Below are 1,830 nucleotides of genomic sequence, written 5' to 3'. Positions count from 1 at the left end.
TCCGAGTTTTGGAAATCACATTATACCTTTCACAAGGAATCTAAAGTTTCAACTAAAATACTGTCAAAATCATTTATAGATTTGCTTCTAATCAATACAATTCTTCCAATAAAATTTAGTTATGCGAAACAAAAAGGAGAAGACATAGATTCTGAAATTATAAAAATAGCTATGGCATTAGCTTCAGAAAAAAATAGTATCATTGATAAATTTAATAGTTTAAAAAAAGTAGCAAAGTCATCATTAGAATCTCAAGCAATCATTCAGCTTAAAACGGAATATTGCGATAAAAACAAATGTCTTCAATGCGCTATTGGAAATTCACTTATAAACAAATAAAGCCATAAGTTTTTAAACTAAAAAAGTTAGTCTTAAATTGCAGCATGAACAATATTTACAAACCCTTATTGTTTTTTCAAAAGCACGGTTATTACGTTTGCCAACGCATTGCTGATCGTCTTGGAATACGAGCCAAAGTAGTTAGAACATCCTTTATGTACCTAACCTTTGTTACAGTTGGTTTCGGTTTCGCACTATACTTGTTTTTGGCATTTTGGATGCGAATAAAAGATTTAGTTTACACAAAACGCTCATCTGTTTTTGATTTATGAATCCATTAATAAAGTTTTTTAGAACAAAAATTTATACAGCCGTATTTCTATTGGGTGTTATTATGCTTATTGGAGTTGCTGGTTATCGATTAATTTCTGGTTATTCATGGATTGATGCCATGTATATGACCGTTATAACCATGACGACTGTTGGTTTTGGCGAGGTGGTTCCGTTAGATGATCAATCCAAAATTTTTACCATATTCTTAATTTTAGCAAGTGTTATTATAGTAGGTTATGCCTTATCTATAATTACGGAATACATTTTAAGTAAAAATAATGTTGAAGAATTAAAATACAAAAAGATGCAGAAAAAGATTGAAAGTTTTACAAATCACATTGTTATTTGTGGTTACGGAAGAAACGGTAAACAGGCAGCTATAAAATTAAAGGCATATAATAAACAATTTGTAGTTATTGAAAAAGATAAAGACATGGAAGAGCGCTTGCAGTTAGATGAAGTGCCTTATGTGATAGGTAATGCGAATGAAGATGACATATTAGTAGCAGCAGGGGTTGATAGAGCATCAAACTTTATTTCGGCTTTGCCTAATGATGCTGATAATTTGTTTGTAGTGCTTTCAACAAGACAATTAAATAGAAAAATAAATATAATTAGTCGTGCATCAAACGAATCTTCATATAATAAATTAAAATTTGCGGGTGCAGATAATGTGATTTTGCCAGATAAAATTGGTGGCGACCACATGGCCTCTTTAGTTGTGGTACCTGGTTTAATGGAGTTTATTGATAACTTATCTATTGTAGGTAAATCGGATATTAATATAGAAGAAGTAGCCGTAGAAAAACTATTTAAAAACAACAAAGGTAGAACGATTAGAGATTTAGATCTTCGTAAAAAAACAGGATGTAGTGTTATTGGTTATAAGGATGAAAATGGAGACTATATGGTAAATCCAGAAGCGGAGTTAGAGTTAGCTCCTAATTCAAAAATTATAGTTTTAGGACGCCCAGAGCAAATAGAAGCACTTAATTCGCAATACGGCATAGAGTAGTAAATATGCTATTTTAACAGCTTTAGTTTTAAAAAATCATTTTTTTTTAGCATCTTGCTTGCTTTTAATAAGAATCTTTCAATAAAAAATTAACTAACTCAACCCTTATGAAGAAATATCTTCTTTCAATATTTACTATCTTAATTCCGTTTTTAACTTTTTCGCAAGAAGAATTGGGACTTGATGAGAAAATAGACCAGGCA

3 protein-coding genes are annotated in these 1,830 nt (G+C 30.6%); all 3 read left to right on the top strand.

Annotated features, from left to right (window positions below; translation table 11 throughout):
* Positions 1-339 (top strand): DUF2851 family protein (locus tag WBN21_RS15785; RefSeq protein ID WP_424201969.1); only part of this gene is annotated, 339 nt, incomplete at its 5' end.
* Positions 340-383: 44 nt separating this feature from the next.
* Complete coding sequence (locus WBN21_RS15780) at positions 384-611, top strand: PspC domain-containing protein (RefSeq protein WP_298236914.1); 228 nt, start codon at positions 384-386, stop codon at positions 609-611.
* Complete coding sequence (locus WBN21_RS15775) at positions 608-1,627, top strand: potassium channel family protein (RefSeq protein WP_424201967.1); 1,020 nt, start codon at positions 608-610, stop codon at positions 1,625-1,627. Before WBN21_RS15780 ends, WBN21_RS15775 begins: the two co-directional genes overlap by 4 nt.
* The last annotated feature ends 203 nt before the right edge of the window (positions 1,628-1,830 follow it).

Origin of the sequence: Algibacter sp. (assembly GCF_049667265.1) — a bacterium.
Taxonomy (GTDB): domain Bacteria; phylum Bacteroidota; class Bacteroidia; order Flavobacteriales; family Flavobacteriaceae; genus Algibacter_B.
The sequence above is the reverse complement of the archived record's forward strand: the minus strand, read 5'-3'. Positions and strand labels throughout refer to the sequence as shown.

Excerpts from the sequence above, each read along its gene's own strand:
- WBN21_RS15780 (WP_298236914.1), top strand. The coding sequence starts at position 384 with ATGAACAATATTTACAAACCCTTATTGTTTTTTCAAAAGCACGGTTAT.
- WBN21_RS15775 (WP_424201967.1), top strand. The coding sequence starts at position 608 with ATGAATCCATTAATAAAGTTTTTTAGAACAAAAATTTATACAGCCGTA.